This window comes from Brevibacillus panacihumi (assembly GCF_003710985.1).
Classification (GTDB): domain Bacteria; phylum Bacillota; class Bacilli; order Brevibacillales; family Brevibacillaceae; genus Brevibacillus; species Brevibacillus panacihumi.
This window is the reverse complement of sequence record NZ_RHHT01000027.1, coordinates 156,500-182,929: the sequence shown is the minus strand read 5'-3', so window position 1 is coordinate 182,929 and position 26,430 is coordinate 156,500. Positions and strand designations below refer to the sequence as shown.

The window sequence follows — 26,430 nt, the reverse complement described above, 5'->3', positions numbered from 1 at the left end:
AATTGCTCACCGGCTGTCACCTCTTTTCAACCATCAGTATACCAAATTTGTACACGCTGTCACGATTCCCCTTGTACTTTATGTTACAATGATGGAGGTATTTTGCTGGGATCAAGGGAGGAAGACTTTTGGAACGCGAACTGGCACTGGAAATCGTGCGTGTAACAGAAATGGCAGCACTCGCCTCGTCCCACTGGTTGGGACGGGGGAATAAAAACGAGGCAGATGGAGCGGCGACCGAGGCCATGCGGGCCATGTTTGATACCATCAACATGCGGGGAACGGTTGTCATTGGTGAAGGAGAACTGGATGAAGCCCCCATGCTCTATATTGGAGAAAAACTGGGACATGCGGATGCAACAGGTCCAGAAGTGGACGTGGCGGTAGATCCGCTCGAAGGCACGACCATCGTAGCCAAGGGGCATAACAATGCCATGTCTGTCATCGCCATCGGGGACCGCGGCACGTTGCTCCACGCACCCGACATGTATATGATGAAAATGGCAGTCGGAAAACGCGCAGCGGGAAAAATCAAGCTCCACGATCCTGTCGACCAAATGATCGAAATCGTCGCGGAAGCCAACAACAAACGGATTCAGGATGTAACTGTCATTATCCAGGAGCGGGAACGCCACCAGGCCATCATCGATGCAATCCGGGAAAAAGGAGCCCGCGTCAAACTGTTCGGAGACGGAGATGTAGGGGCTGCAATCGCTGCCTGCCTCCCTCATACCGGAATCGATCTCTTCTTAGGGATTGGCGGCGCTCCAGAAGGTGTCATCAGCGCAGCTGCGATTAAATGTCTTGGAGGAGACATGCAAGCCCAGCTCAAGCCGCAAAACGACAGCGAGCGTGAACGCTGCATTCGGATGGGGCTTGCCAACCCCGAGCAGCTTCTTCACCTACATGATCTTGTTCGGGGTGATGACGCCATTTTTGCGGCAACTGGCGTGTCTGACGGCGAATTGCTGCAAGGCGTCCGCTTTTTGGGCGACGACATGGTGGAAACCCACTCCATCGTCATGCGCGCACAGACCAAGACGATCCGCTTTGTGCGTGCCCTGCACAACACAGAGCATAAACCACATTTACCATTGAGATAGGGGGATACACATGGCCCACGATTTGTTTTACCTGTACGACGACACAGAGGAAACCAAAACCCGCTTCGTCAGTTTCATGGCTGAGTCGACGCGCTTCGACCTGGCGATCACGACGACAAATCGCTTTTACGGAAAAAAACTGGTGATCAATATTCAAAATGGCCGTTCTGCCATCATCGGACATGATGACTTGAAGGAGGAAGGCTATCTCGAGTACGCCTTCAACATCAGCGAAGCAGAAGCGCAGGAACTGCACTCCTTTTTGGAAACCGTTATTTAATATTCCAGCCGACTCCGTTTGAGGGAAGAGCCCATGATGCTCTTCCCTCTTTGCTTTTGCCCAAGAGCCCAATTCTGTCCGGACAACGCTCAAGCAGGGCATCTATCCCGTATACTGCTACTGCACATACAGACATGGAGAGGAGTGCAGATCGCACAATGCAACCTTATCAACATGACCATCATGCGCAATATAGCACTGAGGAAGACTACCAATCCATTCCGGAAGACCAAGCGCACCCTGTATTTTGGCGTCGCCGCAGAAGAGACATCGATTTTATTTTTCCAATCGTAATTCCCTTTGGCACCTATCCTTACCCCTACCCTTACCCCTATCCTTATCCCTATCCTTACCAGCCTTATCCCTTCTATCCGTACGGAGGATATGGAGGATACGACGGATTTTAAGCTGGTCACCAATCAAATGATAAACAGCCCCTCCTGTTTCGGAAAGGGCTGTTTGCTTTTTTATCCTTTTCTATCCTTCACGTTTGGGCGGATTCGTGTTGGGGCTGCTTGAGACCTTGTCGCGCTCACGGTTCGGACGTGCTTGATGCGGTCGACGGTCTTTCCCGTTGTCCCGACCTTTCTCCATTTTATCCTTGTTCAATCTGGGCTTGTCTGATCGCTCACCGCGACCGGAGCCTGCGCGCTGCTCTTGCCCTGCTGCTGCGTTGCCTCGTTCTGACCGATCCTGCTTGTTCTGGCGGGGATTGAACCGACGGCGATCCTTGCGCTCTGTGTGAATCACATCGTCCCGAACGAGTTCCTGCCGTTCTTCCCCCTCTGCATCGTAAGCAGCCAGGTCCTGGCTCTGGGTTTCATCCGAACCAAATGCCCCTTTTACCTTTTGCAAAACGAAATAGGGGCACCCGAAATTGCAGAACTCCTGCAGGTATTCATCCAGAGCGGAAATTCGCTGCTCGAACGGCACTTTGCGATTCGCATCGGAATAAAATCCCCGCAGACGGAGTTGACCATAGCCCCAATCGCCTACGATGTAGTCGTATTTGTCGAGAATGTCGCTATAGCGCTCTTTGAATGCTTCTGGATTCCAGCCATCGCGATTTTCTTCCATGACTTCATAAGTACCGGCTTGCGTGCGAATCAAGTCCGCTCCCTCCTCACTCGTGCATACTACGACCATCTTACCATATTTCAAGCAATAAGAGCTAAAATTCCCACGAAAACGCCGGTCGCAGTGTGGACATTCTATCGTGTAGGAGGTGTTCCAATGAATAAGAAATGGCTCATTCCAGCAATCGCAGGTATCGCTTTGATGGCTTCCGCATGTGGCAACAACGCTGCCCCGAACTACACGACGCCGAACAAAACCACTACCCAGTCCACACGAAACTATACCGGGACTGATGGTCTGCATGTTCGCAACTACGATGGAGTAGGCCGAGGCACCACGTTTGGCACAGGTGCAGGCACGATGAATGGAACAAATTACGGGACCAATACTACTGGGTATGGTACAAGGGCAACTGGGTTCGGAAATTACACTGGCACTGGAACCAGCACCTATGGGACCAACGGGTATACAGGCACTGGCACCACGGGCACTGGCGCCGGGATGGGAGATGGCTTCCGCGGCTTCGGGACAAATGGAGGCAATGATGGTTTCCTCGGCTTTGGGACCAATGGAGGCAACGATGGCTTCCGCGGCTTCGGGATGGATGGACGCAACAATGGTTTCCGTGGTTTCGGAACAGATGGGCGCAACAATAACTTCAACGCCTACACCAATGGAACCCGCCCTTACACCGCCTTCCCCGATGGTGCGAGAAACCAATCCATTTACCAAAACACGGGAACCCGGACAGGCATGGGAACAATGGGAGCGACGGGCAATGGAATGCCTCATATGGGCTATGCCACGACCGATCGCAACGTACTCCGCGCTACAAACAATGCGAATCAGGTTTATGTAGACCGTGATGCATTGGCTCGTGCGGTCGGAAATGTAACTGCAAGCTGCCCAGGAGTACAACGCTCTACTGTCTTGGTAACCGATGAAGAGATCTTTGTCGGGCTGAACACAAATGGCCAAAACGCTGCGGAAGCGAAAAAACAGGCGAGAATGAATGCCATGTCTGTCTCTCCTCGCTACTACAAGGTATATGTAACCGACAACGCGCGTGATATTCAGGAAATCACTCGTGTTGCCAGCCGCACCAACAATACCATGGGTGTACGTTCAGTCGATGGGAACCAATTGAATTCGCTGATCAAGCGCATGGGTGGCAAAACAGATGCAGAGACCACAAGAGGCGGCAAGGCTGGGACAGCTAGCAAAAGAAACAAAGGCACGAATTCGCCTGTAGGCATCTCCAACCGTTAACGATCAAATGGCAAAACAAACCACCTGTTCACTTGTGACAGGTGGTTTGTGCATGTGCCGATTATTGTGCTTGCGCGATGCCTTCCTTCGCTGCATCCGCTTGTTCGTGGGCGTGGTACGAGCTGCGCACCAACGGCCCTGCTTCTACGTGGCTAAACCCTCGTTTCATTCCTTCTTCTTTCAGCCTGGCGAATTCATCGGGATGGTAATAATGCTCCACCTTAAGATGTTTTTTCGTCGGCTGCAGGTACTGGCCGATCGTCATGATATTCACGTCAACGGAGCGCAAATCATCCATGGTTTCGATGATTTCCTCCACTGTCTCCCCAACCCCGATCATCAGGCTGGATTTGGTCGGAATGTCTGGCTGAAGCTCCTTGGCTTTTTTCAGCAGGGCAAGCGTACGATCGTACTTCGCCCTAGCCCGGACGCGATCAGACATGCGACGCACCGTCTCGATATTATGGTTCAGAACATCAGGACGCGCATCCATAACCGTTTTGAGCGAATCCCAATTCCCCAAAAAGTCAGGAATCAATACCTCTACGGAAGCAAGCGGCAATCTGCGCCGAATCGCCCGGATGGTTTCGGCAAAAATCTGGGCTCCCCCGTCCGCCAGATCATCACGGGCTACAGAGGTAACCACGACATAGTTAAGGCCCATCTGTTCGGCAGCCTCCGCTACGCGCTCCGGCTCTGCCAGATCAAGCTCCGTAGGCAAGCCTGTCTTGACAGCGCAAAACCGGCAGGCACGGGTGCAGATATCTCCCAGGATCATGAAGGTGGCCGTACGATTTGCCCAGCATTCATGGATGTTGGGGCATTTTGCTTCTTCGCATACCGTATGCAGCGTCTGGCTGCGCATGGTTTGTTTCAATTCCTTAAATGTGGCAAGCTCCGGGCCGGATACCAGGTTAATTTTGAGCCACTCGGGTTTACGTTGCGTCATGGGGCCCACTCCTCACGTGACTTGGTCAATACGTTCATTATAGAGCTTGACCCAAGGTGGGGCAACCTCTTTGGCACTTCAAGCCAATTATGCTACGCCAGTATTTCGGCAAACGCATGTACCCGATGTTTTTGTGATGCCGACAGCATTCGCTCCCATACGAGCAGCTCCCGATCCGTACAGCTGAACAAGAAGATCTGGTGCTCCTCGCTTACTTCCTCCAGATAAGCCAATGCCTGCTTCAGACGCCGCTGATCGTAGTGGACAAAATGATCGTCCAAAAACAGCGGCAATGGCTCGGTCTGCTGGCTGACATGGTGAAACAAAGCCATTCTCTGGGCAAAGTACAGTTGATCCTGTGTTCCTGTAGAGCATTGCTCCTGTTCGAGCACGCGCTGATTGTGCGGCTCCAGTACTTTTACCGAAAAGCTGTCTCTCGGATCAAGTCGTACCTCCCGATAACGCCCATCCGAGATCTTGTCCATCACTACGGAAGCCTGTCTGTTGACGCCAGGAGATACATCCCGGTTCCACTCCGCCATCGCCTCGACCAAGGCATCACGGGCGAATTGGAGTGCCTCCCGCTTTTCCAGCAGCCGCGCGAGTCCCGCCCGGGCTTCGTCGTACTCTGCCCGTGACTGTGAGACAGATATCCCCTCATGCGCCTCCATCTGTCCGGTCGCCTTGGCAATCCGCTCTCTTACCAGCTGCAATTGCTCTTCTACCCTCGCGCATTCCGTTTGCCAATCACGCAAGCCCCATGTCTGCTTTTCGCGTGTCAAGCAATCCCGGACAGCCGTTCCCCACTCACGGATCAGTTTGTTTGCCTCTTCATGCCTCGAGAGCCGCTCTGCGGCTTGTCGACTTTCCCTTTCCCGAATCTGCAGCTGCAGGTCCTCCCGATATGCGATAAAAGCTTCCCAATCCGGCAGCTGCCAGTGGCCCAACAAGGCCTCCAGCCTTTCGTCCAGAAAAGCCAGCTCCTCTTGGATTCTCCTCATTTCTTCTGATGGAAGGCTGGCTCCAGGGTCATTCCTCTTCCGCTTACCGCCAAAAAACCAGGCCGCGGCTGCGAGAACAGCGGTCACAGCAAACGCTGCGGCACTGCTGCTAAATTGCTCAAACAGCCAAGAGATGATCCCGATTCCCGCAGACGCGACAGCACCCGTCCACAACCACTCTGCCCCCCCAAAGGACTGCCGCGGCTCCCTGCTTTCTGACCGTCGCGTGGAGGCAGCGAGCTGCGCCAGTCTGACATGCGCGTCTTCCCATTGCCTCCTCAGCGCTGCCCCTTGCTCATAATCGATTTGCAGGCGGCGCAGCAGCTCGTGTTCCTGGCTCGGGGCCATTGGCTCATGTTTGCTTTCTTCCGCAATCTTTAGACGATGCAGGGCAGCCTGCGTCTGCTGATGGAGCACCCGTTCCTCATGGGAGAGACTGGTTTCTTCCCACCATCTCCACTGCTCTTCATCAGGGGTGCTATGGCTTAGCTGCCACCGCTTCTGCCACTCCTCTTCACGCTTCGCCCAATGGGCTTTCTTTTGCAGCAATCGATGGCGCAGCTGCTCCAGGGAGACTCGCTCACTCTCCCAATCGGCAAGCTGGCGGCTCAATTGGCTCATCTCTTGGCTGACCGCCTCGGCTTGCCGCAGCTCCGCCTCTTTTTGGGCCAAGAGTGCTGTCGCCTTGCCCAGCAGCGTATTTTCCGCCTTCTCCTTTTTGCCGATTGCGCTCAAATCCCGCTCCAGCTCGGCGAGAATTTTGTTTGCAATGGGGTTGGGTTCCTGCGTATCCGCCATCAAAGCCGGCATCAAATGCTCCCCGGCGGCCAGCGGCTCCCGGCGAATCCACGTCACATCTGTAAACAAGCTGCGGCTAAGCCCCAGATGCTTTTCGATAAAATTGCGCTCCTTGCGCCTGTCCTCCTGGTAAACATCCGTCAGCTCTGTCCATTCAGGGTCCAAAAACAGGCGAGCCTCTTCCCGCTCTTTCAGCAAACTCCGGTGGAGCCGATACGTCCTGCCTGCCAGTTGATAGGTGATGATTGTTTCATACGGTCCCGGCTGCCACGGGCGATACTTTTCGTACTCCGGCAGGTAGCGGGTCGTTTTCACGTAATCCCGCTTCATGCCGTACAGTGCGGCGATCATGCCGTGCAGCAATGTCGACTTGCCTGCTTCATTGGGGGCAAAAAAGAGATTGATGCCCGGTGCGAAGCGAAACACAGCGTCCTGGTACTTGCCAAAACCTTTGAGCTGCACCTCTTCGATTCTCAAACTGAACTACCCCCAATCCGCTCCACTGCTTCCCGACGCGCCAGCCGGATCATCTGCCGCTGCGCTTCATCGGTGGCTCGGGCTTCCGCATCGGCCAGCTTGGCGAGCCATCTGCCCAATACGCCGCCCTCAGCCATCAGCTTCTCCTCGTCCACGTCAGGCCAAGTCTGGTCGGTAAAACGGATCAGGAAAAAGTGGCGAAATCGCTGCTGCAGCACGGCGAGCGACGGGGTGAAATGAGCAGCGCGCTCCCCGCTCAAGGTGACGTAAACCATATTTTCGGCAGACTCGGCTGCCAGCTCTTGTTGCACCAACTCCACCAGAGCCTCCATCGTCTCCACTCCGCCAAGCTTGATCTCAATCCTGCTGACACGCCTTTGCTCGACTGAGATGGGCGTAAGCGTCAGTCTGCCGTCCTGATCCAATTCGCCATACAAGACGCAGCGCTCCCCCTCCTCCTTGACAGTCAAGGCTTCTGGAGTCCCCGGGTAGGCGGCAATCGGCTGTTTTTTCAGCGGATGGACGAATTGCATCGGCTTGTGAATATGCCCCAGTGCCACATAATCCATCTCGGTATCCACCAATTCCTGTACCGTCACAGGGGCGTAAGGATGATGGTCGTCTCCCCCGCTGCTCCGCACATGTGCGTGGAGAACCATCACGTGATGCTTGTATCCCGACAGCTTGCCTGGAAAATGGCGCAAAGGCGATTCGTAAACATGCGGCTCCGGAAATCCCCAGCCGTAGACCACGCAGGATTTCTCCGGAAATTCAAAGGCCCCCCACTCCGGCGTAAACCAGAATACGTTGCCGGACCAGCTCAGGCTCTGATAATAGGAATCCTCTCTCCACGGATCATGATTGCCGGGTGCTATGCAGACGGGTACAGGCGCGACACTGGCAAACAAATCACGCAAAAATAAAGCCGTAGAGCGGCTGCCGCCGTGATATTCGAGCAAGTCTCCCGCGATCAGCCAGAAGTCTGCCTGCTTGTCCACGACCAGATCGCGGATCCGGCGCATCGTCCGGCGGAAATCATCCTGTCGGAGCGCATACTGCTCCGATAAAGCTTGCATCGGCGCATCCAGATGGACATCCGCCGTATGAATAAAGGTCAACAATTGCTTTCAACTCCCTGCCAGCCCAAAACTACGAACATACTTTCTCCTTATAATACAGGAAATATGGAAGCATTGAAAAGCCCTTCCAAAAAGTATCTGGATAATTCATTGCACCTGTCAGAAACTACATAAAGAAAATACTCGGGTGGAGGGAGACAGCATGAAGGTTTTCCGGCTCATCATTCAAATCGGCTTGTGCATCTGCATCGTATCTGCTGTCCTGCCGCTGGTACCGGCGAGCGCTGCCCCATCCGCCCCATCTGTCGATCCTGTTTTAGAGGAGCGTCTCCAGCTTTTTCAACAGATGGAGGCAATGTACGGGGTCCCCTGGACGTACCTGGCTGCCATTGATCAATATGAGCGGTCAATGAAGATACGCAAAAAGAAAAAGGGTGAACCCGAATCTGCGGCGAATCGATTGACGGCCATAGACATTTCCGCCGAGCGATGGTGCGGGGAGTTAAATCCAGATGACAAGGATACAAACCCCGCTTCCATATCCTTTTTTGGCGGGATCGGGATAGATGGAGATGGCGATGGAATGGCGGATCGCCACAATGACCGTGATGTGCTGGCGACTTTCATCCATTTTCTGTCCGACTACGGATTTGAGCGCGACGATTGGCGCATCGGACTTTGGGAGTACTACAAGCGAGGCCGTGCCGTCAGAACGATTCACCAGTTTGCCACCATCTACGACAAGTACCAGCATCTCGATCTGAACGGCCGTCATTTCCCCATCCCTTCTCGCTACACCTACAGCTACCGCAGCACCTGGGGAGATGCCCGCGGCTGGGGGGGACGGCGCATTCACGAAGGAACAGACATCTTCGCGGGCTACGGGACTCCTGTACTCAGCACGGGATACGGCATGATCGAAGTGGTCGGCTGGAACCGCTACGGAGGCTGGCGGATCGGCATGCGTGACATGGCGAACGTCTACCACTACTTTGCGCATTTGTCCTCCTTTAAAAAGGGATTGAAGCCCGGAGACATCGTGGAACCCGGAGAAGTGATCGGCTATGTCGGAAGTTCCGGTTACGGAAGGCCTGGAACCTCCGGCAAGTTTCCCCCTCATTTGCACTATGGCATGTATCGGGAAACAGGCGGCGACGATTGGGCTTTTGACCCTTATCCGTACCTGCGGCGCTGGGAACGGTTGAAACAGAAAAGGTGATTGGGAAGCTGCACGTCATGGCTGGAGAGGAAAAACGCCTCACTCCCGCGAACCTGTATGGAGCCAGCTTTTCTGTGAGCAGGCCCATTTTACGATGAAGAGGTGTTCGTCCATGACTGTCCTCTCCCTGTACAATCCCGCTACGGGCGAACAGATCGGCACGCTCCATGAAGCGACCCCTGATGAGGTCCGGCAAGCTGTCGAGCATGCTCGCCGTGTTTTTACGGTATGGTCGAAAACATCGCTTGCAGACAGGCTGGACTTGTTGGCCCAGCTTCGTCTGCATCTCGTCCGCCATGGCGAGGAACTGGCGCAGCGTATTAGTCAGGCTACCGGAAAGGTTCATTTTGAAGCATACATGACCGAGATTTTCGTTACGATCGACACCATACGCTTCTATGAAAAGCACGCAAGACGGATGCTGGCGCCGCAAAAAGCAGCGACACCCTTGCTGCTTAAGCCCAAGAAGTCCTACATCCACTACAGGCCGATGGGGGTCGTGGCAGTAATCGCGCCGTGGAATTATCCCTTCCAGCTAGCCGTCATTCCCGTCCTCTCTGCCTTGGTCGCAGGAAATACCGTTGTCCTGAAGCCATCAGAGGTCACTGCTTCCGTGGGGCTGTTGATCGAGGAGCTATTCCGGGCTGTTCCTTTCCCGGAGGGAGTCGTCCATGTGGTGCACGGCGGCAAAGAAGCTGGGCAGGCGCTAGTCTCGTCCCGTCCTGATAAAATATTTTTTACAGGATCAGTTCGCACAGGCAAATCGATCATGCGTGCTGCGGCAGAGCATCTCATCCCGGTTGAGCTGGAGCTTGGCGGCAAAGACCCGATGATCGTCTGCTCCGATGCGCATGTAGAACGGGCTGCCAATGCTGCTGTATGGGGGGCTTTCACCAATTCGGGACAAGTCTGCATGTCGGTGGAGCGCGCTTTTGTCCACGAATCCGTCCACGACCGTTTTGTCGCCTTGGTGACGGAGAAGGCCAAAGCCTTGCGCCAGGGCTTCCCCCAATCAGCCGAGGTTGGCTCGATGACATTTCCCGACCAGATTCCCATCGTTCGTGAGCACATCGAAGAGGCTGTTGCCATGGGAGCAACAGCCGTCCTGGGCGGGGATGTCCCGGTAGACGGCTCGATGTTTCTTCCACCGACCGTGCTGACCAATGTCACCCCGACTATGAAAATCATGCAAGAAGAAACGTTTGGCCCTGTGCTGCCGATCATGCGTTTCTCCTCGGAGGAAGAAGCTGTCAAGCTAGCCAACAGCTCACCGTATGGACTGAACGCTTCGGTCTGGTCGCAGGACAGCAGGCGTGCCCGCCGCATTGCCGAGCAATTGGAGAGCGGCAACGTCTGCATCAATGACGTCATCATCAGCTTTGCCAATCCGCATCTTCCTTTTGGCGGAGTGAAGGAAAGCGGCATCGGCCGATATCGCGGTCCTCTCGGGCTGCAGGCCTTCACCCACAGCACCTCGGTCATTCATGACCCGGGCAAGCGCAAGCGCGAGCTGAACTGGTATCCCTATACGGAGGACCAGCAGACCATGATGAGCGGCGTGACCAAATGGCTGTACGGAGAGAAACGGTCCCTATCCGCTGACACCCTGCGTGCCATCTGGCGGGAATTTCGCAGACTGCGCTGACTCATCATTACAGCTTGGTGCGCAAACTCCACAGCTCCGGGAAGAAACGGTGGTCAAGCACCCGCTTCAAATACTGGACACCTGACGATCCACCCGTCCCCATCTTGTTGCCGATGATTCGCTCCACGGTAAACATGTGATTGAGCCGCCACTGCTGTTGGCGGTTTTCGATGTCTACCAGCTTTTCTGCCAGTTCGTACAAGTCCCAATACTTGTTGACGTCCCGGTATACCGCGAGCCACGCATCCTCTACACTCTGGTTTGGCTGATAATCCTGTGTCCAGTCGCGTTGTAACGCGGCTGGATCGATCGGCAATCCGCGTTCTGCCAGCATGAAGATCGAGGCGTCATACAACCCCGGCGTCTCCAGCGCTTTTTTTAATTGCGCATAGATCTTTGGCTCATGCTCAAATACCTTGAGTGCATGGGGACTCTTGTACCCCATGGCAAACTCGATCAGGCGATTTTGATACGACTGAAAACCGGACGATTTGCCAAGTGTATCCCGGAACTCCAGATATTCGGATGGGGTCAGCGTGGACAACACATCCCAGGATTGGATCAACTGCTGCTGTATGCGCGACACCCTGGACAGCATCTTGAAGACCGGGTCCAGATTTTTCTCCCAAATACAAGAGATGGCTGCCTCCAATTCGTGCAGGATCAATTTCATCCATAACTCGCTCGTCTGATGGATAATGATGAACAGCATCTCATCGTGATGATCGGACAGCCGTCGTTGCGCAGAGAGAATGGACTCCAACTGCAGATAGTCGCCATAGGACATCTCCTTGGAAAAATCCATATGAATACTCGCTTCGTTGCCCGCCTGTACGTTCCGCTCGTGGTTTGACATGGCGTTCTCCTTTAATCTTTGTTAGAATGTTGTGAATTTAGTTTATGATAGTTATTGACATGATGTCAATATCTTTGGACGACTTGCCGCGATTAGGCAGGCGCCACTTTAACCCGGAAAGGAAAATCGGCATGAAGCCCTCACCATTTCTTGTTCTATTGCTGCTGATGACAACTGGCATCGTATACGGCTGCCAATCCTCCGGCTTCGGCCACGCTGGGAGCAGTGTCGAGCTGTCCCTCGAATCTGGGACAATTTCTGTTCCCACAAAAGAATTGCCAGAGCTGGACGACTACATGGCATCCTTCGATTCTTCCGAGCGCCAAATCGAATGGGAACGCGTGAACACTTCCGCATTCTCCTCCCCGACAGGCGTAGTTTACGGGGACATCCGCTACAGCTGCGGCACCAAGCTGTGTGACCATCTCTGGCTGCAGATCAAAGAAGAACAGCACCGTACCTTATCCCTGCCTGCCTACGATGGGAGCATATTCGTCAGCCATGCTTTTTCCCCGAACGAAACCTATCTTGCCCTCCTGATGGGCCGAAATGAGGGAGCAGAGCTGGTGCGCCATCAGCTCCTTGTGTTGCGTACAGATGAATTCAGTGTTGCAGCTGTACACGGAGAACCTGCCACGATTTCCGAACAAGCTGTTTCCGGAGATTTTGCCTTCCCGATCCTGGATCTGAAATGGAAGGATGATCAGACTCTCGAGGCCACGATTCCCGATACAGCAGATCTGTCCTATGAAGGATTGCAGCAATGGCGGGAGCAAGGAAGCAAAACGAGGACACTCCTGCTGCAAGTGTCCTGAGGGATTTCTCTTCTTTACACCCGGACGCAACAAAACCCCTGGCGATAGCTGCCAGAGGTCTTGTCAATCCGCAGGCATTTCAAATTCTGATTTGGCCCGCGGCACATCCGGCTTGCCGTCGGGGTTGTTGTACAGGTACTGCGGCACATCCCCGATGATCAGTGAATGCGTAATGGGGATTCTTGTAGTCACGGTCTTCTCTTCTGTGGCGAAGGGGATGACGATCCTCAAATCCACCTCGACAAAAATGTAGACGGTCACTAGCACCATATTGATGCCTGCCTCTTTGAGATTTGTCTCCAGCTTGGTTTTGACGGAGCCAATCGGGACGAAGGTGATCGGGAGCTCGGGTCCCATGTTGGCAAGGAAGCTGTTGCCCGTAGCCAGCCCAAGCGGTATTGAGTGGTCTACTTTATTTTGCTCGAATTCCTGCAGCTTGTTCTGGACTCGAAAGGTCGTCTCCCCCACGATCCGGGAATACTCGCGATAATTGAACTGATAGGACTGAATGCGCCCTTCATTGTCTTTTTCAATCATGACGATTTCATTGAAGTCGACACCTTGCTGGGAAATCCGCTTGGTAACGGCATCTGTTATCGCGTCTTTTGCAAGCTGTTCAGCCTTTTGGGAAGCGAGAATCAAAAGTGTGGGTTCCAGCCGCTTTTCGAGCATGACCAGCATCTGGATGGTCAGAATGAGAAAGATGATTAGCGCGATCAAGAAGGCTTTTGTGCGGGAAAGCGGGTTTCTCCATCGCCGACGGGTTCGAAACATCGCCAATCCCGTCACCTCCCAGTTGGTACATCCTATGGCAAACACGTGGAAAAAAGACTAAGCCCTGTGTAAAAACGCGAAAGCCGCAGGCTATATCAGCTGCGGCTTGGTGGACTCAATTCATACGTTCTTTCGGTTCAGGTACAAATACGAGAGCAAAAGCAACATGCCCCCTGCGAAAACTGCTTGCGCCAGAATGACCATTCCCGACAAATCCCAGAAGCCGACGACCGATGGGCCAGCCAGGAATCCGACAAAAAAGCCGCCTCGGCTCAACGTGTTCTGGACTCCCATCACCCTGCCGCGAATTCGGCTCTCCGCCCCCTGGAGAATCGTATTCCTGCATACCTGGGCAATTCCCGTAAACATCCCCGCCAGGCCCAAGAACAGCAAAACAATCCATAGCTGGCTACCTGCAAAGGAGAGCGATATCGTAATCGCAAGCAAAAACGAGGCTGCAAAAAGGCTCGCTACCTGATGGGATCGCAGATGGGAAGCCAAATACGTCCCTGCCCATGCGCCCGCGCTCATCAGCGACCACATGCCTCCGTGGAGAACAGCATCCTTTGGGATAAACAGCTCCGCCAAGAACGGCAATCCGTAGTTATGCGAAGCCGTGCTCAAGGCTTCGAAAAATGCTAGCAGACTGACTGCGAGCAGAAGCGGGTGCTTTGCCAGATAGGCGTATGTGGCGCCAAACCAGAACCGGCTGGCCGTCTCTCGCTCCTGCCGTACGGCCCCATGTTCCGTTCCCTGCTGCTCGTCATTCTCCCAACGCAGCCGCATCAGGACGATCGCCGATACAAAGAACGTAGCGGCATCAAAGGCGATGACTACGGCATACCCGAAAGATTCTGTCAAAACTCCCCCGAAAGCGAAGCCAGCAATCCCCACGATAGACTCCAGTCGCACAGTCAGCCCATTTATGTTCACCAATGCGTCTTTGCCGAACATCTGCGGCAAGGAAGCCTGAAAGCTGATGTGAAACAAGCTGTACAGCATGCCTTTGACAAAAGCCGCCCCGACGATGACGTACGGATGCGGGTACAGCAGCACCAGCAAGATCGACAAGCCTGCCCCGAAGTCGCTTATCAGCATGGCGCGTCTGCGATCCATGCGATCCGCGAGAATGCCCGCAGCCATGCTGAACATCATTCCGCCGATTTGGCGAGCCACAAAAAAAGCGCTCAACCAATAAACGCTATCTGCAAATGTAAAGATCAACGCACTCGATGCGATCAAATCCATCCTCGATCCCAGCGAAGACAGTGCATTGACATACAAGTATCCTTTGTATCCCTTCATGTTCCAAACCCCCTGACGAATGCAGGCGGTTCAGTTCGCACGCCCCTGATTACAGGGTGCGTACACTGATTGTGGCCGTTGACATGCGCAAGCCTCCTTTTAGCATACAGAATAGCAAAAATGAGTGTTTGTTTTCAGGGGCGTCTTCCCTGAAAGCTCCTGCTTGGCACATCACTGCGCCTTATCTCTATGGTAGCGCAAAAGAACGGCACCGTCATGCTTGAAAATTCACGCTCGCTCACTCAGGCAAATCTGTTCTTTGACGGACGCTTCCGGATGAACCTCCAAGCTTCCCCAGTATTCCACCCGCCCAATCTCGCATCCCTGTCCGATGACGACGTCCTTGCCCCGGACAATACCAGCTTTTGTGTAATCAAGATTGAGCACATCGCCTTCGATCACCTCGGCAAGAAGAACAACCTGCGAATCCTGTCCGAACCATTGCTTCCAGATAGTCCCTATGCTTCGCTTCACATCCAGATTTCCCCCGCCGATCTCCCTCGCCTGGCAGGGTCCGAGCATTCTCAGCTGCAATCGCTCCGCACTCAACAATCCTTGGACTTGGATGCCTCCGTTGACCTCCAGCAGACCGGACTCGCAGTCACCCTGAACCTCGAGATTTCCTGTAAAGCGGATTTCCTCCCCGCAAATCCGGCTGTCAATAACCAAATCTCCTTTGCCGCGGATTTTCTTCGTGTTCACATCCCCTGTGATCTGCATGTCTCCGGTCATCGACAGCTCTCCTGTCAGCAAGTTGCCGTGAATGGCCGCGTCGCCTGTACACGAGAGCTTCTCGCATTCCACATCCCCAGCTATGGCACACTCTCCGGTAATCTTGACCCGTCGATACTGTCCGCCAGCACAAGACGAGTTTCCCACTACCTTTAAATCCTGCTTGGATTCTTCAGTCACCAACCTTCATCTCCTCCCCCACTTTTGCCTTCGGATGCTTGATCAACTCGGATCGATACTCGACTCTGCCAATGGTGCATCCTGGCCCGATCGAGACCCGATTGCCCCGAACGACGTCTGTTGTCGTATATTCCAGATCCAGCTCATCCCCTTCAATCACTTTCGCCTGCAGCTCCGGGTTGAACTTCGGGATGAATCGCAAAAGATTCCATTTGCTTTTCGAGAGCCGGCGGACGCGGAGGGCTTCCACGCCGATTTCGCTAGCCTTGCTCAAGCCATGCAGGTGAATCTCTACATGCCCTGCATTCAATAGGCCGTCAATGAAAAATGCCCCTTCTGTCTTCATTCGTTCGATTTCACAATTCTTTTTGACCTTCCATACGCCGTATACCTCCAGATGCTCCCCGTCAAGCGTCCCTTCGATGGTCAGCATCCCGTCCATTTTTCCCTCTGCAATGTGGGCATTGCCATGCACAGTAAGGATTCCTTCACAGATCATTTCCGTGGATTCCAAATCACCCAGCACTTTGAACTGGCCGTTAGCCCGGAACGCTCGGGACTTGACCGCCCCGTTGATTTTCCCGACACCGTCGAGGTTGACGCTGTCATAGACTCCGCCACCGGCATTGCATACTCCGTCGATTGTCAGTTTCGGCAGCAACTCGGATTTATTCTCCGATCCAGTCATCTGATTTCCTCCTCATATCAGCTTCCCCTTTACCTGCTCGGTTAGATCCAACAGCGAGAGCCTCGCAACCACTTTTACCCCTTTATCAAAATGCAGCTCTGCCGGAACAGACACGATCACACATGAGGAAAGCCCCATTTTCCTGAAAAAAAGCAGATCGCACGGCTTGCACTCCAGCTTGGGCCACTGCTCGTTCAGCGTCTCCACCAGCAATCCACCCTCCTCCAGACTGATTTCCCCGGCAGCAAGCAATTGATCAATCACATACAGCGGGAACAACTCTGGAAAGGAATAAACCGCTCCCCTCTCCCCCGCTGGAGTTATCCCGTAACGATCCAACACAACCTTGGAAACAATGTTACGATCCAACAATTCACCTGCCGTTGCATGCATGTCAGGCAGCAACGGGGATTGAGAGAGCTTTTCCGCCAGCTCATCCAATGACAGATCATCCTTTTTGTTGACGATTTGATCGATGCGCCCGAGGATCAGCTCCTTTGGAAAAAACGTTTCCTGCCCCGTAAAGGTGGATTTGCGAATAAACCATTCCTCTGGAATCAGCCGCTTTCGCTTCCATCTATACAATTGGCCGTAGGAAATACCCGTTATCTCCAGCAGCTCTTTTTTGGAAATCAACTCACGTTCCACTTTTCATCTCCTCCGATTATGAATGTAACATAACACTGTTACGTTGTAAAGCTATGTTTCGTGGTCCTCCATCTATAGTGGAGCTGAGGAAAAAGGGAAAAACGCTTCAGGCTGTTGGGATCTTCACTGGGGGTAAGCCAGGGCCGGCTACACTCCAAAGGCGGAACCGCGGCCAAAAGCAGCCACTTCGAAGAAGTGGTTCAAAGTTGGCCGCTGAAATCGTGTTCCGCCTTTTCCGCTGCGCCTGGGTAAAGATCCCAAATGCCTTTTGCTTTTTTTCCCTTTTTCCTCGACCAGCTTTTACTGGTCCTCCTGCGATTCTCTGTGGGTTTCTCATGAAGAATTCAAAAAAACGATATAAAAAACAGAGAAACCGTCGTCTCTCTGTTTTCCTGCCCACTCTTATAGGTTTTCCGTAATGTCAGAAAGCTCATCGGCGGAGTAAGCTACCTGCGCCACCGCTTCATTCATGTCCTCCATGACGCGGAAGAAGCTTTCCAACTCCCTTTGGATGCGCGTGCTCTGTTCCTTACTGTCCGATACAGCGCTGATAATGCCTTCAAAGAATGCATTGGTCTCTTTGGTCATCGCCGTGCTGGAGTGAACGAGGTTCTGGATCTCTCCGACGATTTTGGACAGCACGATGGTCTGTTGATTGGTTTTTTCGATCAGTTCCCGAACACCAGACACGGATTGTTTGGTCTGCTCCGCCAGCTTGCGCACTTCATCGGCGACGACAGCAAAACCGCGCCCCTGCTCCCCAGCCCGCGCTGCCTCGATTGCAGCGTTCAAGGCTAGGAGATTGGTCTGCTCGGCAATCGACGTCACGACGTCGACGATGCCGCGAATCTTCTCCGCGGTGTCTTCGAGCATGTTCATTTCCTCTGCGATTTGATGGACGCTGCCCTGAATCAGGTTCATCTGCTCCTGCTGATTCTCCAGCTTCTCCTTCCCTTCCTGGGAAAGCTGCTGTGCTTTGGAAGAAAAGCCTGTCCCATTTTCAGCAAAGCGCATCACTTCGCGCGACTGCTCCGTCAGCTGCTGTACAGACGCGCTGTTTTCCTCCGCCACCGCTGCGAGCTCATGAGCCGAGTTGGCGAGTGAGGCACGCAGTTCATCTTTTTTCTTCTGCTCCATTTGGCGGGCGCGCTCATGTTCGTTCTCATACTCTTCCAGAACGATCTGCTGCTCGATGTTGAGCAGTTTTGTCACCACTTGCACCGCCATGACGAATTCACGCTTGTCCGGGATTGCTTCGTCCAGAAGATCAATGATTGAAATGAGCAGATTCTGGAAGGCGCACATATACCACTTCGGCTCCAGGCCGATCCGCATGTGAATGACCGCGATCCGGCTTCGCTTCGCAATATATTCACTGTCGATCTTGCCGCTGAACATTTCGGTGATGTGCCGATTCAGTGTTTGCTTCAACCGATCTATTGTACTGTTGTTGTCAATAATGGTCATAAGCAGTTGTTCGCGGGCAATATTCTCGTAAAAACAGTCTACAATTTTGCTTATATTTTGTATGATAATGGGTTGAATCGCTTTGGCGATCGTCAGGTCTTGTTCCGTCAAATGGATTTGCGCCAACTGTCTGGATAAAAGTGAATCAGGATCGATGTTCACTTCCCCCCGCTCCCTCATTTCTCCAAAAAAGGACTCATTCTGCAATTTTCCTTTTAGTCTGAACATGCTGGAAAACGGACGTGTGCTCATGGGATGTACTCCTTTTATTGTCAAGAATTAAAAGATAATTACCAATTCTATGAATTATATACTGGATCAAAGAACCTGTAAACATACTGCGAAACGGGAATGGGGAGATCTTTTGATCTGTCTGCAAGAGCAGATGGAGCGTATGATATGGTAAAATGCGGAGAAAGTATGATTGATCTGGGATATCCAACCACTACCTGCAGGAGAATGACCAATGAAGATACTGTTGATCCAAAACGGACTTATAACTCCGGTCGATGATCTTGAACAAACCGTCGCCCCGCCAGATAACGGATTCTACTGGATTGACGCGACTCCCTTCGATCTATCCGTTCTGCAGCCCTTGTTCGGATTGCACCATCTGGCCGTCGAGGATTGCATCGACGAAGAGGAACAGCGTCCCAAGCTGCAAATGTATGATGATCATTACTTTCTGGTCGTAAACGGCATTACGTTCCAGAATCATGATATTTTTTTACGTGAAATCAATCTGTTTTTGGGCAGCCATACGATTATTACCGTGACCAAGCAGGAAGCCCCGGAGTTTGCAGAACTTCTTGCCTTGATTCGGGAAAAAGAATTGAATCGCCCCGCAGAACTGCTCTATCAGCTGGTCGATCAAGTCGTAGATCGGTATTTTGATGTTATTGAAAATATTGAAGATATGATTGAAAAACTGGAAGAAGAAATTTTGGTGAATACGCGCAAATCGCATCTCGAACAAATCATTGGATTGCGCAGTGAAATTTTATATGCGCGGAAAATGCTGTTGCCGCAACGAGATCTGATCGACGAACTTCATAAAAAAGACCTTCCGCTCATCGAGCCTTATTTACGGAAGTACTTCGGCGATATTGTGGAGGATGCTGTAAAGGTCGCGGAGAGCTTTGAAACATTTCGCGACCTGATCGGCAACTTGCGTGAAGCCTACCAGGCATCCTTGGCTGGACGTGCCAATGACATCATGCGCGTATTTACTGCCTTGACCACGATCTTCATGCCCTTGACGATCGTGACCGGCATTTACGGCATGAATTTTCATAACATGCCCGAACTGGATAATCCATACGGCTATTACATCGTTCTCGGCTTCATGGCGGCCATCGGCGTCACGATGTACCTCATTTTCAAGAAAAAAGAGTGGCTGTAATCTGCGCGCCTAGACTAGACGAGCTCATCACAAGCAGTAATCATCAGATGAAGCTTCTTGGACAGATCCACTTCATAAGGCACATCCACCTGTTCTCCCGCTTCATTCATCAGAATGCGTATGATCGGACGACTAGGCAGCCCGATGTTGGCATCGACTACCACGCCGGACTCTCCGGTATTCAATGTCACGCTCAACCCCAGCGGATAGAGGGCGATCGTATCCCGCAATGCCACCACATAGCTATGATCAAACAACCGGTCGGCTCCAGAGTACAGCACCTCCATCGCAGCATGAGGCAGCATCGGCTCGCGATAGATCCGGTGTGTCGTGAGTGCGTCAAAGACATCTGCCACTGCCATCAATCTTCCGTAGGGATGGATCTCCTCCCCCTTTAACCGGCGCGGATAGCCTGATCCATCCCAGCGCTCGTGATGCTGGAATGCGCAATGCGCTGCCAGCAAGGGAATATCTTCTTGCTTGCGCAGCAATTCAAAACCGATCTCGGTATGCCTTTTCATCATTTCAAATTCTTCTGCCGTCAGTCGTCCGGGTTTTTTCAAAATCGAATCAGGGATGTGCATCTTCCCTATATCGTGGAGCAGTCCGCCGATTCCGATCTCCAGCACTTCTTTTTCCGTGAAGTCTGTCTTCATCGCCAGCGCTGTGCTGTACAGGGCGACATTGAAGGAATGCGTAAAGATGTAGTTGTCATAGGCACAAGCATCCGCCATGAGGTTCAAAGCCGAACGGCAGCCCTTCATCTCGTCTGCAACTGTCGTCATGATATGGCGAAGCTGCCTTCCGAACGAACGATCAGTAAAGATTTGTTGCCATTTTTGAGGCGATTCTCCTACTGCAAACAAGGTTTCATGGATGATCGCCATCGCTTCCCTGCGCGTCTCCTCAGTAAGGACACCCTCGACGATGATGTCATCTGTCCGTTTATCTTGTATGTACAGGCTCGTGATATTCTTGTTTTTCAATCTCGTCAGCATGCGTTCCGTCAGTTCCACACCTGCCCCGACGAGCACCATGCCGGTTTCGGTGTATATAGAACGGGCGAGCGTATCGCCCGGACGGCATTTTCGTATGGATATCAGTCTCATCTTTCCAATAATCGCCTCTCTTTTTCGTCCACCTCATTATAGCGTGATTCGACTGGTTTCAACACGAAAAAATGCACAATAAAATGGAAAAAAGCCTTCGTCGACGATCCTTGACAAAGGCTTTTGGCAATAATATGGATGGTCTACAGCATTTTGACAATCGCATCTCGACCGAGCATGCCTGCCGTAATCCCCATCTGTTCTGCAGTGCGTGTTACAGATTCCAATGGCGCGTCGAGCAATTCCTGAATGGTCTTCACCCCGACAGCACGCCCCGCCACGATCTCCCGTTTGGCAAGCCGATCGTTCAGCAAGCCGACATCGAGCGCCCCGCACATGATATACCCGTTATCAGTCGTTACTGCCAGCAGCGTGGTCTTGGGCAGATGCACCGTAATCGCTATCGCCGTTCCTTCTGACAAATGTATGGGTTGGACTTCAACCATCGCGCACTCTCCTCTCATCGCCCTGTGAGGCCGTTATATTCTATGAAAAAAGGAAGGCGGCTGTGCATCCGCTCAGCCTGCCCTTACCGGAATCCATCTGCGTGAAAACGAACGTGCAAGCATCTCCTCATTCTGCAGGGTCTCGGCGAGGAGCTCGCGCAATAGAACCGGAAGAAAAAATTGTACATCGCTTCCTTGCAGCAGCACGGGAAAAAGCCGATTGTACATGAACATATCTACGGTCCCCACGCGATACTTCCGGCTTGCCTCCAATTTCTGGCCGTTCACTTCGATGGAGACAATGCGGGGATGTTCATCCTCTACGTACTCGATGCGCAGGCCGTCGACGCCCATCCAGCCCTCCACTTTCCCCCGAAAACCGCAGCCGCGCAGCTCCCGTTTCACGATCTGCGGCTGAATCGCTTGTTCCAGGACTTGTGTAAGCTGTTCTCCCGTCAAGGTGAGCGCGCACAGATTCAATGGATGTGGCACGCAACGCAACAGGTCTGCCCGGGACAATCCGCCTTGCTTCAGATCGGTCAACAGCAGTCCTCCGTTCGCCAGCCCCACCTCAGCCCCTGTTTTTTCCCGGATGCTTGCAGCCAAAAAGGAGCCGAATGCCGTCTCTTCCTCCCAGCCGATCCGCAAATCATGGGCAAGCGTGGCAATCGGTTGGTTCAACCTGCTTTCCGCAGCTTCCATCTCCTCCTGCAGATATTGGCTGATCTGTGTATCCGCCGGGTACTGCTCTGTCGGAAATACCTCTGCCGTCGCTTCGATCACGGTTTTCTTTTCCCGATCCAGAACAAGTCGAACATGGCCGACGTACTGTCCAAAACGGCCGGTCTGGGCAATCAACGTGTTCCTGATCCGAACTCCCTGTTCCAGAAGATGGTGTGTATGGGCTCCCAAAATGACATCGATCCCCTCCACCTCCTCGGCAAGACGGCAATCCTCCTGATACCCCAAATGGGACAAGAGGACGATCACGTCAACCTGCGCCCGCAAAGCCGCCACCTGATCGGAGAGAATGGGCTTGGGCTCCAGGCTTGACCAGCCCATCATCTGATAGGAATGCGGATAGGGGATCGTCGCGCCCAGCAGCGCAACCCGCAAATCCCCCCATTCATGGATGGCATACGGCACCGACCAATCAGGCTGCCGTCCGTCCGGCGGGTCCAGCAGGTTGCTTGCAACGACCGTGAAAGCGGCGTGCTCGTACAGGGTATTGAGCTGCTTTTTTGGCAAGGTGATGCCTTCATTGTTGCCGATGGTCGCATACTGGTAGCCGCTTCGGTTCATCAGCTCGACATTTACCTTGCCGAAGCTGGCCTCCGTAATCAGATTCATCCGATCGAGATGATCGCCGACATCGACGGTCAGAACGTGCTCATTGTTCTGCTCCCAGGTCTGGCGATGCGTACGAAGACAGGTGACGATTCGAGGCAAGCTCGCGAAATGGCTGTGCAGATCATTCGTATGCAGCAAATGCAAAGTACAGATGTCCGCCACGATCTCCCCTCCCCTCTGTTCCCATTAGCGAAAAATCGTTTCCCCGATCATTTGGACCGCAATGCCTAAAATAAGGACCCGCAGCAGCAAGACGATGGTTTTCCCCTTCATCCTGTTGGCTACAAAGGCGCCCAATTGACCGCCGGCCCAGGCGCCAGGCCCCAGCATGGCGGCGTACATCCAGTTGATATAGCCATGCGAGATGTTTGTGATGGAGCCGACTACCGCCGAGAAAAGGATCACCAGCATCGAAGTTGCCGCAGCGATATGCGGCGGAAATCGGAACAAAATCATCATCGCAGGCACCATCAGGACACCTCCGCCTACTCCAAACAGCGAGGAAGTAATCCCGACGAAAAAAGCGACCAATATCGCCATCCATCTGGCGTATCCGTATTCGTATTCATTCCCCTCGCTATCGACGAAATGGCGCTTTACGTCCCAGTGCAGCTGTCGGGGCTTGATCTTGTCCTTCACCATCAGTACGATGAACATGCAAAGCTGAAACAAGCCGAAGAGCAGCGAAAACTGATTCGTTTCTAGTAATGTATTAAGGTAAACACCTACGATAGCACCGGGAGCGCTCCCGATAAAAAAAAGCAGAGCGCTTTGCAAGTCCACCTTTTTTTGCTTCAGGTAGGAAATGGAGGAGGACAAGGCAGTCACCGCAATGACGATTAGCGATGTCGCTGCCGCTGTGTGCGGCTGCATCGATCCCGGCATGTAGAGATTGGCAAAAAACAACAGGGCAGGAACAAAGAAGATCCCGCCACCCAAACCGGCGATACTGCCGACTACTCCCGCAGCTAGTCCAATAAAGAGGAACAATAACGCAATCGTTACAAACATGGCTATCCTTCTTTCTCTAATGTAAACAGCTCCATCTGTCGAGGGTTTAACCCGCTTGGCACCAGTCCCAGCATGCTCGTAAACTGCTTCGCGTTGGCTACTGCATCTCCACCAGAGTTATTGTTGAATAAAATGCATACTTCTTCTGCTTCGCTCGCAATCTGTTCGATGCGCGGGACCCACTCCGCAAGCTCCGCCTCACTGTAACGGTACAGGTAGCGGACATCCCGCCAGTTCTGCCCTTCTCCCGGATCACGCCAGCCCGCCATGTTTCGCCCATGAAAGCGGACCAAGGACAGAGCAGCGTGCGTGACGCCTACCACGATCGGCACAGAACCGCGTCCTGCCTGCGGCTCGTCGCAAATCACATGCGTTGCTTGCAATTGGCGAAGAAAATCCAGCGTGCGCTCCCGATATTTTTCCTCAAACCAGCTTTGATGACGAAACTCCACTGCGAACGGATACTCCGCCATTTCCCTGCGGCAGGCTCGCACGTACTGCACATGTTCGCGGGTGCAATCGAACCATGGCGGAAATTGAAACAGAAGTGTCTTTAGTTTGCCCGCATTCACGAGCGGTTGGATACTTTCCTCAAACTGGCGAAAAAGCTGGCTGCGGTCTGTCGGCACTGCCGTCCGCTGATGGCCTGTCAGAGCCTGATACGCTTTGACAATAAAGCCAAAGCGATCCGGTGTTTCCCGTACCCATGCTTCATAATTTCGTTGTGGTAATATAGCGTAAAAGGAGCTGTCCAGCTCCACGATTGGAAAGTGGCCCGCATACACTGACAGCTTGTCCCGGCTGCGTACGCCATGGGTATACAGATCATGTTGATCTCCCCAGCCACATACACCGATCTGAACGTTGCGCATACAAATGATCACTCCCGGAGGATACCATGTACATCGATCTGTTGGGTGAACCCTTTGCGTCTAAGGATACCAGACTATCCATTGCCCGAAAAGTGCAGAAACAGCTCCTGGCCGAAGCGCAGGCAAGCTGGCCTCACGAATACTCTGCCCTGCTCTACGGTCGCGGGGCTTCCATCTGCGGCCATCTTGCCATGCCTGCCTCAGGCCATGACAGGCACAGCTTTTCCTGGGATGGCCCGCCTTTTCTTCAGGCACTCAAGCAGATCCGCCATTCCCGGATGCAATGGCTCGGTGTCCTGCACTCCCATCCGCATACGCCGCCCACCCCATCCTCCCACGATGCTGCGGGATGGCATTATCCCTCCCTGAGCTACTGGATTCTGGGAATGCAAACACCCGCCACTCCTCTGTGGCGGGTCTATCAATGGGTGGACGGGGGATTTGCTGTCCGCTCCTACACTGTCAGCGACGACAGCGAGTGAGCCTGCTCCCGTTCCTCTTCTTTTCCAAAAAAAGCATGGTACAAGGCGATGACAGCGCGGTCTGCATCTTCTGCTTTCACTCCGAACATCATGCTTACCTCGGACGAGCCCTGGTTGATCATGTCCAGGTTGATCCGGGCGGCAGCCAGGGCGGCTGTCGCCTTTGCCGTAGTTCCGACCGATTGGCGCATTCCCTCGCCGACGATCATGACCAAAGCCAGGTCATGCTGTACGGCAATATCGTCTACCTGAAGCTCGGACTTAATGCGCTCCACGATCCGCGCTTCCTTGGCCGGAGTGAGATCGCGTTCACGCAGAATGACGGAAATATTGTCGATCCCGGATGGCGTATGCTCGTAGGAAATGCCTTCCTCCTCGAGGATCTGCAGCAGCTTGCGTCCGAATCCGATTTCTTTATGCATCAAGTATTTGCTCACATAAATACTGCAAAAGCCTGTATCGCACGCGACACCTGAGACGCGGTTGGCAGAGGCTGGACGCTCCGCTACAATCATGGTTCCAGGCGCGGACGGATTGTTTGTGTTCTTGATGCAAACCGGAATTTCAGCCTGATAGGCCGGCAAGAGCGCTTCTTCATGGAATACGCTGAATCCCGAGTAGGACAGCTCACGCATCTCCCGGTAGGTAATCTCCTTGATCTCCACCGGATTTTCCACCAGATTCGGATTGACCACGTATACGGAATCGACATCCGTGAAGTTTTCGTATACCTCCGCCTTAACCGCAGCAGCGAGGATCGAACCGGTGATGTCCGAGCCGCCACGGGAAAATGTAACCAATTCTCCTGCTTCCGTATAACCGAAAAATCCTGGGAAGACCAGAATTCCTTGTCTGTCGCGAAGCTTTTTCAGCCTCTCGTAGGCTGCAGGCAATACATGCGCGTTCCCTGCCTCATCGGTGACGAGCATACCGGCTTCACGCGGATTGACATAGTGGGCATCTTCTCCCAGGCTTCGCAGATAATGAGCCACGACCTTGGCGCTGTTATCCTCTCCAGCCGCTTTTACCGCATCGACAAAACGCTCGGGCGCAAGTCCCGCCTCATTGGCGAGCACGGCCCCAAGCTCAGCCTCGATTTGCTGACCGACCTCCGCGGGCAAACCAAGCTCTTGGACGATCTCGCGGTAGCGATTGAATACGGCTTCCTTCTCTGCAGGCGCTTCTCCCTTTTGCAAGAACACTTCCGCATAGCGAATCAGCAAATCCGTTACCTTGTCGTCTTCTTTGAATCGCTTTCCCGGAGCAGACACGACTACCAGACGTCGATTCCGATCTGCTCGAATAATACTGCATACCTTCTTTATCTGCTCCGCATTGGCTAAAGAGGTTCCTCCAAATTTGGCAACTTTCATCTCCGACTCCTCCACCTATCTGT

At 53.2% G+C, this 26,430-nt stretch carries 25 protein-coding genes; 8 read left to right on the top strand and 17 right to left on the bottom strand.

The annotated features are described in order from the left end of the window. Window positions 1–128: 128 nt before the first annotated feature. Window positions 129–1,103 (top strand): class II fructose-bisphosphatase, encoded by a 975-nt coding sequence (gene glpX / locus EDM58_RS13380; protein ID WP_122913770.1) that lies wholly within the window; start codon window positions 129–131, stop codon window positions 1,101–1,103. Window positions 1,104–1,113: 10 nt separating this feature from the next. After that, on the top strand, window positions 1,114–1,383 hold the full coding sequence (locus EDM58_RS13375) for a DUF3055 domain-containing protein (protein ID WP_023558267.1): 270 nt from the start codon (window positions 1,114–1,116) through the stop codon (window positions 1,381–1,383). 477 nt (window positions 1,384–1,860) lie between these two features. Here the strand turns inward: EDM58_RS13375 and EDM58_RS13365 are convergent, their stop codons facing one another. Then, window positions 1,861–2,493, bottom strand: a complete 633-nt coding sequence (locus EDM58_RS13365; RefSeq protein ID WP_246000715.1) for a YutD family protein — start codon at window positions 2,491–2,493, stop codon at window positions 1,861–1,863. 123 nt (window positions 2,494–2,616) lie between these two features. Between EDM58_RS13365 and EDM58_RS26025 the strand changes: the two genes are divergently transcribed. Next, window positions 2,617–3,729, top strand: a complete 1,113-nt coding sequence (locus EDM58_RS26025) for a YhcN/YlaJ family sporulation lipoprotein (RefSeq protein WP_221175410.1) — start codon at window positions 2,617–2,619, stop codon at window positions 3,727–3,729. Window positions 3,730–3,790: 61 nt separating this feature from the next. On the opposite strand, the gene lipA is transcribed toward EDM58_RS26025, so the two are convergent. The 3 genes from lipA to EDM58_RS13345 form a co-directional block, all read right to left on the bottom strand. Then, on the bottom strand, window positions 3,791–4,678 hold the full coding sequence (gene lipA, locus EDM58_RS13355) for a lipoyl synthase (RefSeq protein WP_122913767.1): 888 nt from the start codon (window positions 4,676–4,678) through the stop codon (window positions 3,791–3,793). 92 nt (window positions 4,679–4,770) lie between these two features. Next, complete coding sequence (locus EDM58_RS13350; protein ID WP_122913766.1) at window positions 4,771–6,954, bottom strand: ATP-binding protein; 2,184 nt, start codon at window positions 6,952–6,954, stop codon at window positions 4,771–4,773. Continuing rightward, the gene (locus EDM58_RS13345; RefSeq protein WP_122913765.1) at window positions 6,951–8,075 is read right to left on the bottom strand and encodes a metallophosphoesterase family protein; all 1,125 of its coding nucleotides are present in this window, start codon (window positions 8,073–8,075) and stop codon (window positions 6,951–6,953) included. The genes EDM58_RS13350 and EDM58_RS13345 overlap by 4 nt, the downstream gene beginning before the upstream one ends. Window positions 8,076–8,235: 160 nt before the next feature. Between EDM58_RS13345 and EDM58_RS13340 the strand changes: the two genes are divergently transcribed. Both EDM58_RS13340 and EDM58_RS13335 read left to right on the top strand, forming a co-directional pair. Next, the gene (locus tag EDM58_RS13340) at window positions 8,236–9,252 is read left to right on the top strand and encodes a M23 family metallopeptidase (protein ID WP_122913764.1); all 1,017 of its coding nucleotides are present in this window, start codon (window positions 8,236–8,238) and stop codon (window positions 9,250–9,252) included. A 112-nt stretch (window positions 9,253–9,364) separates the two neighbouring features. Then, window positions 9,365–10,897 (top strand): aldehyde dehydrogenase family protein, encoded by a 1,533-nt coding sequence (locus tag EDM58_RS13335; protein ID WP_122913763.1) that lies wholly within the window; start codon window positions 9,365–9,367, stop codon window positions 10,895–10,897. 7 nt (window positions 10,898–10,904) lie between these two features. On the opposite strand, the gene kynA is transcribed toward EDM58_RS13335, so the two are convergent. Further along, window positions 10,905–11,753: a tryptophan 2,3-dioxygenase gene (gene kynA / locus EDM58_RS13330; protein ID WP_122913762.1), complete on the bottom strand. Its 849-nt coding sequence runs from the start codon at window positions 11,751–11,753 to the stop codon at window positions 10,905–10,907. Between the two features lie 131 nt (window positions 11,754–11,884). Here kynA and EDM58_RS13325 point away from each other — a divergent pair, with 131 nt between their 5' ends. Beyond that, a complete protein-coding gene (locus EDM58_RS13325; RefSeq protein ID WP_122913761.1) occupies window positions 11,885–12,568 on the top strand; it encodes a hypothetical protein in 684 nt (227 codons plus the stop codon). Window positions 12,569–12,631: 63 nt separating this feature from the next. Here EDM58_RS13325 and yunB read toward each other — a convergent pair whose 3' ends face one another. The 6 genes from yunB to EDM58_RS13300 all read right to left on the bottom strand — a co-directional run bounded on the left by yunB (window position 12,632) and on the right by EDM58_RS13300 (window position 18,614). Further along, on the bottom strand, window positions 12,632–13,357 hold the full coding sequence (gene yunB, locus EDM58_RS13320) for a sporulation protein YunB (RefSeq protein WP_246000712.1): 726 nt from the start codon (window positions 13,355–13,357) through the stop codon (window positions 12,632–12,634). Between the two features lie 105 nt (window positions 13,358–13,462). Beyond that, window positions 13,463–14,647: an MFS transporter gene (locus tag EDM58_RS13315; protein WP_122913760.1), complete on the bottom strand. Its 1,185-nt coding sequence runs from the start codon at window positions 14,645–14,647 to the stop codon at window positions 13,463–13,465. Between the two features lie 228 nt (window positions 14,648–14,875). Further along, window positions 14,876–15,559, bottom strand: coding sequence for a hypothetical protein (locus EDM58_RS13310; protein WP_183187502.1), 684 nt, complete (start codon window positions 15,557–15,559; stop codon window positions 14,876–14,878). Then, window positions 15,552–16,247, bottom strand: a complete 696-nt coding sequence (locus EDM58_RS25510; protein WP_148039325.1) for a hypothetical protein — start codon at window positions 16,245–16,247, stop codon at window positions 15,552–15,554. The genes EDM58_RS13310 and EDM58_RS25510 overlap by 8 nt, the downstream gene beginning before the upstream one ends. Window positions 16,248–16,259: 12 nt before the next feature. Continuing rightward, window positions 16,260–16,895 carry a YhbD family protein gene (locus EDM58_RS13305; RefSeq protein ID WP_122913758.1) on the bottom strand — a complete coding sequence of 212 codons (636 nt, stop codon included), beginning with the start codon at window positions 16,893–16,895 and terminating at the stop codon, window positions 16,260–16,262. A gap of 402 nt (window positions 16,896–17,297) precedes the next feature. After that, window positions 17,298–18,614: a globin-coupled sensor protein gene (locus tag EDM58_RS13300; protein WP_122913757.1), complete on the bottom strand. Its 1,317-nt coding sequence runs from the start codon at window positions 18,612–18,614 to the stop codon at window positions 17,298–17,300. A 214-nt stretch (window positions 18,615–18,828) separates the two neighbouring features. On the opposite strand from EDM58_RS13300, the gene corA reads away from it, so the two are divergent. After that, entirely contained in the window at window positions 18,829–19,764 is a 936-nt protein-coding gene (corA, locus tag EDM58_RS13295; RefSeq protein WP_122913756.1) for a magnesium/cobalt transporter CorA, read from the top strand. A gap of 14 nt (window positions 19,765–19,778) precedes the next feature. Here the strand turns inward: corA and EDM58_RS13290 are convergent, their stop codons facing one another. From EDM58_RS13290 to EDM58_RS13270, 5 genes are all read right to left on the bottom strand, one after another. Continuing rightward, window positions 19,779–20,873: an HD-GYP domain-containing protein gene (locus EDM58_RS13290; protein WP_122913755.1), complete on the bottom strand. Its 1,095-nt coding sequence runs from the start codon at window positions 20,871–20,873 to the stop codon at window positions 19,779–19,781. Window positions 20,874–21,016: 143 nt separating this feature from the next. After that, window positions 21,017–21,319 carry a YunC family protein gene (locus EDM58_RS13285; protein WP_122913754.1) on the bottom strand — a complete coding sequence of 101 codons (303 nt, stop codon included), beginning with the start codon at window positions 21,317–21,319 and terminating at the stop codon, window positions 21,017–21,019. 72 nt (window positions 21,320–21,391) lie between these two features. After that, window positions 21,392–22,831, bottom strand: coding sequence for a bifunctional metallophosphatase/5'-nucleotidase (locus tag EDM58_RS13280; protein ID WP_122913753.1), 1,440 nt, complete (start codon window positions 22,829–22,831; stop codon window positions 21,392–21,394). 24 nt (window positions 22,832–22,855) lie between these two features. Beyond that, the gene (locus tag EDM58_RS13275; protein WP_122913752.1) at window positions 22,856–23,680 is read right to left on the bottom strand and encodes a sulfite exporter TauE/SafE family protein; all 825 of its coding nucleotides are present in this window, start codon (window positions 23,678–23,680) and stop codon (window positions 22,856–22,858) included. A gap of 2 nt (window positions 23,681–23,682) precedes the next feature. After that, window positions 23,683–24,552, bottom strand: coding sequence for a DUF72 domain-containing protein (locus EDM58_RS13270; protein WP_122913751.1), 870 nt, complete (start codon window positions 24,550–24,552; stop codon window positions 23,683–23,685). A 26-nt stretch (window positions 24,553–24,578) separates the two neighbouring features. Here EDM58_RS13270 and EDM58_RS13265 point away from each other — a divergent pair, with 26 nt between their 5' ends. Next, complete coding sequence (locus tag EDM58_RS13265; RefSeq protein ID WP_122913750.1) at window positions 24,579–25,034, top strand: M67 family metallopeptidase; 456 nt, start codon at window positions 24,579–24,581, stop codon at window positions 25,032–25,034. Here the strand turns inward: EDM58_RS13265 and EDM58_RS13260 are convergent. Next, complete coding sequence (locus tag EDM58_RS13260) at window positions 25,007–26,407, bottom strand: aspartate kinase (protein ID WP_122913749.1); 1,401 nt, start codon at window positions 26,405–26,407, stop codon at window positions 25,007–25,009. The two genes, EDM58_RS13265 and EDM58_RS13260, sit on opposite strands and share 28 nt — an antisense overlap. Window positions 26,408–26,430 lie beyond the last annotated feature (23 nt).